Origin of the sequence: Mitsuokella jalaludinii DSM 13811 (genome assembly GCF_000702905.1) — a bacterium.
GTDB lineage: Bacteria > Bacillota > Negativicutes > Selenomonadales > Selenomonadaceae > Mitsuokella > Mitsuokella jalaludinii.
The window spans coordinates 1-7,318 of sequence record NZ_JNKR01000040.1 but is presented as its reverse complement, the minus strand read 5'-3'; the positions used below and the strand labels follow the sequence as shown (position 1 = coordinate 7,318).

The 7,318-nt window shown below is 49.4% G+C and carries 6 protein-coding genes; all 6 read left to right on the top strand.

Annotation, left to right across the window (positions count from 1 at the left end; all coding sequences use genetic code 11):
- The first annotated feature begins 214 nt into the window (after positions 1–214).
- Positions 215–697: a putative porin gene (locus T518_RS10665; protein ID WP_051652319.1), complete on the top strand. Its 483-nt coding sequence runs from the start codon at positions 215–217 to the stop codon at positions 695–697.
- A gap of 271 nt (positions 698–968) precedes the next feature.
- A complete protein-coding gene (locus tag T518_RS10660) occupies positions 969–2,189 on the top strand; it encodes a hypothetical protein (protein WP_036378797.1) in 1,221 nt (406 codons plus the stop codon).
- A 57-nt stretch (positions 2,190–2,246) separates the two neighbouring features.
- Positions 2,247–3,197 (top strand): phosphatase domain-containing putative toxin, encoded by a 951-nt coding sequence (locus T518_RS10655; protein ID WP_248617196.1) that lies wholly within the window; start codon positions 2,247–2,249, stop codon positions 3,195–3,197.
- A 74-nt stretch (positions 3,198–3,271) separates the two neighbouring features.
- The gene (locus tag T518_RS10650) at positions 3,272–5,194 is read left to right on the top strand and encodes a phosphatase domain-containing putative toxin (RefSeq protein WP_036378793.1); all 1,923 of its coding nucleotides are present in this window, start codon (positions 3,272–3,274) and stop codon (positions 5,192–5,194) included.
- A gap of 96 nt (positions 5,195–5,290) precedes the next feature.
- Entirely contained in the window at positions 5,291–5,389 is a 99-nt protein-coding gene (locus T518_RS11695) for a ubiquinol-cytochrome c reductase iron-sulfur subunit N-terminal domain-containing protein (RefSeq protein ID WP_072003603.1), read from the top strand.
- Between the two features lie 51 nt (positions 5,390–5,440).
- On the top strand, positions 5,441–6,439 hold the full coding sequence (locus tag T518_RS10645) for a hypothetical protein (RefSeq protein WP_162177248.1): 999 nt from the start codon (positions 5,441–5,443) through the stop codon (positions 6,437–6,439).
- Positions 6,440–7,318 lie beyond the last annotated feature (879 nt).

Here is a 7,318-nt window from a genome sequence, read left to right as displayed (position 1 = left end):
AGCTGGACAACGACAGAGACGCAGAGCTGCTCTTCGGCCGCGTGAACTTCTGGTTCTGATAACGCAGCCTCGGTTGCTCCCATATCTATAGAAAAAGCCTTCCACTGGCAAATGCCAGCGGAGGGCTTTTTTGTACGCGGATTCTCAATGACATTGATAGGTGAGTAAGTAAGCTATTCTAACTCTTGATGATACAGCCAACTATCAGGGTGTCATGCTGAACGGCACGGCAGGCAAGCTCTATGGCGGTGCAGCATATCGTCATTTCAGCAGCGCAGCCTTCACGAGGATCAACGACGATGCTAGTTCGGATGATGCAAATCTCTGGTCCGTCGGTGCGGGCTACAAGTTCGACCGCAACTGGGATCTGTCGGGTGCATATGCCAAGAACACGGAAGCCGATACGAATGCTACGGCTCACAACATCCAGCTCAACTACAAGGGTGCGCAGAAGGCCAACAAGGGTTCCTGGGGTGCTTACACGGCTTACCGTTACATGGGTCAGAACGTCGCCTTTGCTCCGACGTACGAGACGTTCCTCAGCAATGGCGTCAACAACGTCAAGGGCTGGGAAGTCGGCGCAGAGTACATTCCGTTCACGAACGTCATGTCCAAGATCCAGTACTTCAACGGCAAGAAGCTTGATTCGGACCGCGATGCAGAAGGCCTCTTCGGTCAGGTGAACTTCTTCTTCTGAGCCTGAACAGGTTTTTGAAGTCTTAGTTTAATAAATAGATGTATAGATTAAGCGTCTATACATCTATTTTTATACTGTCTTTTGTAATCAGAAAATTACCTATAATACAAATAAACGCAAGAATGCATAGGTTTTCGTGATGTTTCCGCAAAATACAAGAGGAATTGATATGGAACAATCTGCTACAATAAAAGTCAGATAAGTCATAACAGCGCGCTTGACCTTCTGTCATCAGGAAGAATCACAAGAATCACATTAGGGGGACTTGCAGATGAAGAATCAAAAGAAAGCAATCGTCTTGGGCCTTACGGCTTCAATGTTGATGCCAGTATGCTTTAATGGCGGCACAGCAGAAGCAGCTGCTGCAGATACCGACGTAGCAGCGATGCAGGCAGAGATCAATGATTTGACGGCACGTTTGACCGATTTGGAGAACAGCTTGGCTGCTGCGAAGGAAAAGCAGGAGGCAGCCAAGAGCGAGAAGAAGGCCAAGAAAGAGGCACCGACGATCAAGTGGTCGGGTTCTACAAAGTCTGGTTACATGTATGACGAGAGTAAGACCGGTAAGATCAAGGCGGAAGCGAATATTTTAGCAACGACAGTGGTGGATAAGACGTACGATGTTGGTATTGGCTTAAAATTCAAGGCAACGTCGTCTGAGCCGAAGGATGGCTACTCTTCAGAAAAGAACAAGGTCAAATTAACCGACTCCTATGTTGGTCGCTCCTTCGGCCCTGTCTATGTGAGGGCTGGTGTCCAGAAAGTATCTCTTGGTGAAGGTCTCTGGCTCTCTAAATCGAGTGTGAATCAGTTTACGGCTAACTACAAGATGACGCCGCGTGATGCGCTGTATCTCGGCTATGGTCGCGATTCTCAGGATTACTTGGCCAATGATACGAATAAAAGGTACGCCCCACCAACTCGCACGCGTCTGTTGAAATTTGCTCAGTATCAGCATGATTTCTCGAAGGATGCATATGCCGGTCTGTATGTCGGCACGCAGCAGCCAGAGCGTTACTTCGGCATCTATGGTTCGACGCCGATTGTAGGTAAGTTCGGCATTACGGCTGAATATGTACGGAATACTAATAAGGACAAACCTGCATCGGTTCAAAATAAATACGGTGCAGATATTGGTTATGGCTATGAATACTTTGGTGCCGATAAGAACACGCAGGGCTATGTGATCAGCTTGAACTATGGCAAGGCCAAGAAGAAGGGAACTTGGGATATCATTGGACAGTATCTCAATGTCGACCAGAACCTCTTCATGGATGATGGCTACTCGAGTTGGAAAGATTATATTGATGCTGCTGGCTTCAAGGGGTTTGGCTTGATCATGGATTATGCGACGAGCGATCATTCCAAACTCTCGCTGCTGCGTTACTGGGCACATACGAATCCGGATAGTGCCAATGTGGATAAAGATGGCAATTCGCTGGAGAAATCCCCGCACTATTCCACGTATCTGAAGTTCACGACGAAGTTCTAAGAAACGAATCTTTTAAAATCGAACCCACTAAAATCCATGAAGGAGGACGATGTCAGCATGAATTATTCAGGAATCAGCAAAAGAATTGCAGCTCTTACTGTTGCGGCGATGTTGTCGACGGCTGCGGCATTTGCCGCAGAGCCAGTACCGGGCGTGCAGATTCTCAAATACGATCGCCCCGCCGCTGTTTCAGAGATGCCAGCAAATTTCCGCACGGCCCAAAGCCAATATAAGACGGCAAAAGATGGGATCTATCCCTCACGCGAGGGCCTGGATAATCTGCGCCAGTCCGGTAGCAGCTTCTTCTCCAAGAATGAATTCAAGGAACTCCTGAAGCATGTACCAGCCAAGGATCTTGTCGTCATCGATCTGCGCAATGAATCGCATGGCTACATCAATGATGATGGCATCAGCTGGTATTCGCGCTACAAAACCTTCAACAAAGGTCAATCGGCCAAGGAAATCGATCGCCGCGAGAAGAGCATGCTCGAAACGGCCAAGATGAACCAGAATGTTGATATCGCTACGCTGGACAAGCACAAGGACATTGCTTCGCAGAAGGTCGAACATGTCAATTCGGTACAGACCGAAGAACAGTTCGTCAAATCGATGGGCGTCAAGTACTATCGTGTGCCGGTCATGGACTACTCTGCACCGACCCCGGCAAATGTCGATGAATTCTTGGCCATCTACAAGAAATTGCCGAAAAATGCTTGGATTCATGTTCACTGCGAGGCCGGTGTAGGCCGCACGACGATTTTCCTCTCGCTCATGGATATGATTAAGAACGCCGACAAGCTTTCCTACGACGATATCATGACGCGCGAAGTGCTGCTTGGTGGTCAAGATGTCCGCAAGTCGGCAGAGACAACGAAGGATGCCTATAAGAAAGGGAACTATCCGAAGCGCGCTTTGTTCACGCGTCATTTCTACGAATACGTCAAGGCTAATCCACAGCTCAAGAAAACGTACACGCAGTGGACAAAGGAAAATGGATTTGAATTCTGATCAAAGGTACGGTAAAATTTGATTCGCTACGTATATAAAGCATATGTTTGCTTTAGAAGAGGAGTGAAAATCTTATGATAAGTTTCAAGAAAAAGACATTGCTCTCTGTTGCCGTTGCTGTTATGCTCGGCAGTGCACAGCTGCCGGGAACGTCATGGGCTGCCCAGGCACCAGCTGCCGTCGTGCAGGAGGTCTCCGCTGAGGCACAGGCTCCGGCTGTCGTCAAGAACCCGCCGAAACTTGCGCTGAAGATTGACCGCGCTGACGTCAACCAGCTGCCGCGCAACTTCCGCATGGGCAGCGATAAGTACGTCGGTGTGACGAAGACCGGCATCATGCCGACCCGTAAGGGCATGGACACGATGAATGTATCGGCCTCCAGCTGCTTCTCCGAAAAAGAGCTGGAAGCAATCCTTAAGAAAGTGCCGGTAAAGCCATCTCAGTTCTACGATGTGGATCTGCGTGGAGAATCGCATGGCTACCTCAATGGCACGGCTGTCAGCTGGTTCGCTAACCACGATTGGGGCAATGATGGACGCACAGAAGATATCATCATCCCGCTGGAAAAAGAGCAGCTTGCATCGCTCAAGGACAGCACGGTCAAATCGATTTATCGCTTTGACGATAAAAAGAATGTGCTTCTGTCCCCGGTTTATGTCAACTACAACAAAGTTCGCACCGAGGAAGAGATGGTCAAGCAGCATGGTGCTAATTACTTCCGCCTGGCGCTGCAGGATCACTTCCGCCCGGATGATCCCGATGTCGACAAGTTCCTGGAGTTCTACAAATCCCTGCCAAAGGATGCATGGCTGCATTATCACTGCTATGCCGGCATGGGCCGTACGACTATCTTCATGGTCATGCACGATATCCTCAAGAACGCGAAGGATGTCAGCTTCGACGACATCATCCAGCGTCAGAAGCTCATCGGCATTGTCGACCTCAGTGAGATCCCGGATAAGAAAAAGAATTATGGCCGCAAGGCGTATATCGAACGCTATCAGTTCGTCCAGCATTTCTATGATTATGTAAAAGAGAATCCTGACCTCAAGACGCCGTATAGTGTCTGGGCCAAGAAGAACAAGGTCAATTCGTGGGAACCGGATTACAACGGTTACATCTGGCGCCTGGACACGAAGGACCGCAATCAGCTGCCGCGCAACTTCCGCACGATGAATTCGGCCTTCAGGACGGATGTCAATGTCAAGAAGACGGGCAAGGGCTTCACTCCGACGCCGACGCGCAAGGGCCTCGATACGCTCTACATGTCCGGCAGTGCGGAATTCTCCAATGGTGAGCTCCAGGCAATGCTGCCTGTTCTCAAGCAGCAGGCTAAGGGCCCTATCTACATCATGGACCTCCGTCAGGAGACGCATGGTGTTTTCAACGGCAATGCAGTCAGCTGGTATGGCCTGCGCGATTGGGGCAACCTCGGTAAGAACAAGGCAGAGGTCCTCAAGGATGAGAATAGCCGCCTGAACGCAGCAAGAGGTAAGAGCCTTATCGTAGCAGCGCTCGACAAGGACAAGATGCCAATCGATCCGAAACCAGTCAAGATTGATTCCGTCATGACGGAACAGCAGTTGGTCGAGAAGAATGGCCTCCATTACTATCGCATTGCGGCAACGGATCACATCTGGCCGTCGGCTGCGAATATCGATGAGTTCATCAACTTCACGCGTACGATGCCGGCAAATGCTTGGCTGCATTTCCACTGCCAGGCTGGTGCAGGTCGCACGACGGCTTACATGGCTATGTACGATATGATGAAGAACCCGGATGTCTCGCTTGGCGATATCCTCTCGCGTCAGTATCTGCTCGGCGGCAACTACGTTGCTTATGAAATCGCAGAACCGAAGCCGGATCAGTGGAAGGCTGACTACTATCACCAGAAAGCCCATATGGTAGAGAAGTTCTATCAGTATGTCCAGGAGAATCACGCCAATGGGTTCAAGACGAGCTGGAGTCAGTGGCTCGCCGCGCATCAGGATGTCTGATGCTGATGAAGCATATCCTCAAAAACCAACTTTGATTCAGCGGACAGGCCTCTTAGGCCTGTTTGCTGTATATCGCACAATAGAAGGAGGTTTATTATGGCAATCTGGGACAAATCAATCGATCGCAGGGATTTCCTGAAAACGGCTGCAGGCGCTGCTGCTGCATTTGCAGCAGCTTCTATCCTACCCAAGTAGGGATTTGCCGCACCGCGCAACATCGAGACGACGGCCATCAAATTCTCGGAGATGGAGAAATTGTCACCGACTGAGATGGCTAAGCGCTCGCCATTGCGCGAGTATGGCTATAACTGGCTCATGGACAAGGCGAATGGCCTTCAGGATGAGACGGTCAAGAAGGTTGTTTTAGAGGGCTTGAAATCTCCAAAGCCGCTGATCTTGAAGAAATACCCGGATAAGGCGAGCAAGGAAGCCTGCCGCAAGGCACTGCTGGCCGCTGGATATATCAAAGAAGAGAACACGATCGACCAGATTTTCCCCGAAGTCAAGAATAAATTGAATTTCTGGGATGCTGCCGGTGCAGGCTGGGGCGGTCATCACGCGTATCCATGCGGCCTGATCACGCATGTGGCAACGGATCTCCAGACAGGACTGAGCCTGATCGAGAATTACGAGCAATTCTTCGGCTATTCCATGAATCGTGAATTGTTGACGGAAGCGGTGCTGCTGCACGACCTGACTAAACCGTGGATCTTGCAGTGGACTCCGGATCACAAGTGCCTGCCGGAAATCAAGATTGCCGGCACGGGCTGCCATCACATCCAGCAGGTCGCAGACTGCATGTACCGCGGCTTGCGTCCGGATGTTGTAGTTGCTGTGGCGGTATCCCATGATCATGCGGGCTGGCCGAGTGAAGAAAAGAAACCGGTCGGCTATATCAAGGCAGCAGCCATCATTGCTGGCAAAGATCCGATCAAAGAAGGCTATCTGGCACCGGACGGTGAGACGCTGCCACTGCCGAGACGTCCGGAATCCTTCTTGGTGCACCTCGGCGATCATGACTTCGTCCTGACCTCGGGCATTTCGTCCTGGACGCAGGAGTACTTGAAGAAAGTCGCTCTGTCGGACTATGGCCTGACAAAGGCGGACCCTGACAGCAGCAAGTTCTACAACCTGCGCAATTACGTCTACTCGCAGGCATCGGATATGCATCTCTATCAGATCCTCGTGGATCAGGGCTATGACGCATTCCGCCAGGCTGTTCTGGATATCGTTATCCCCGGCTGATCAGAAGTTTTCCCCCCCCCTCCCTCAAAGATTGTAAAATTGTAAATATGTTTCTCCCAACCTCCTGAACGGAAAATTCCCCCTCCATGTTCAGGAGGTTTTTTAAACTGCAAACTATATACTAAAGTATGTATATAGTTTGCTTTATTCCGGATATCTTGCCATTCCTTCCATATTATGCTATAATTATATTATAGTATAATATAGAAGGGGGGTGAAAATCATGTATCCTGTCCAAGTGATGATTTCTTACTTTACAACTAGTTTTACGGTCATCATGCATATCGGCAGAGAGGTGACGGCTAAACAATATACAGGGGGGGGGTTACAAGATAGTAAAGGCACATATATAAAAAAACAGGCCCAGGAATGGGTGCGTCTTGTTTCATATAGATATAAAGAAGGACAGTGTAGGCATATACTGTCCTTTTGGGCATGTTTGCATTCGTTTGTTATTTCCAATTATTGGTTACCACCTGTCTGCCATTCAGTATGGAATGACAGGAGCATGACCATGTTCGTATGAAATGTGCTGTTTGCGGCAAAGAATTTACCCCCGACCCGTATTACCCAGCGATACTGCGGATATACCTGCAGGAGGTATGCCAATCACCATGGAATCAATGACAACCGTGTCGAAGGGCCTCTTTATGCTCCCGTTATACGGGAATTTACGTGTCTGCGGTGTGGTAAACACGTGCGGGTAACAGATGGCAGAGACTGCCGTACTAAATTCTGTTCACAGCATTGTGAAAAATTATATTGGAAATATTCCAAAAAAGTATGGTAGTGTCAAGATTCTTTCGCAAATTCATTTCATCCGCCAGTAAATATCGGCATCAGATGTATGGATTTTCCTCGTCAGCTGGCTGCTCAATT

What these genes read in the sequence shown, in the direction of transcription:
- T518_RS10660 (WP_036378797.1), top strand. Translation starts at nt 969, where the DNA reads ATGAAGAATCAAAAGAAAGCAATCGTCTTGGGCCTTACGGCTTCAATG.
- T518_RS10650 (WP_036378793.1), top strand. Translation starts at nt 3,272, where the DNA reads ATGATAAGTTTCAAGAAAAAGACATTGCTCTCTGTTGCCGTTGCTGTT.
- T518_RS10655 (WP_248617196.1), top strand. Translation starts at nt 2,247, where the DNA reads ATGAATTATTCAGGAATCAGCAAAAGAATTGCAGCTCTTACTGTTGCG.
- T518_RS10665 (WP_051652319.1), top strand. Translation starts at nt 215, where the DNA reads ATGCTGAACGGCACGGCAGGCAAGCTCTATGGCGGTGCAGCATATCGT.
- T518_RS11695 (WP_072003603.1), top strand. Translation starts at nt 5,291, where the DNA reads ATGGCAATCTGGGACAAATCAATCGATCGCAGGGATTTCCTGAAAACG.
- T518_RS10645 (WP_162177248.1), top strand. Translation starts at nt 5,441, where the DNA reads ATGGAGAAATTGTCACCGACTGAGATGGCTAAGCGCTCGCCATTGCGC.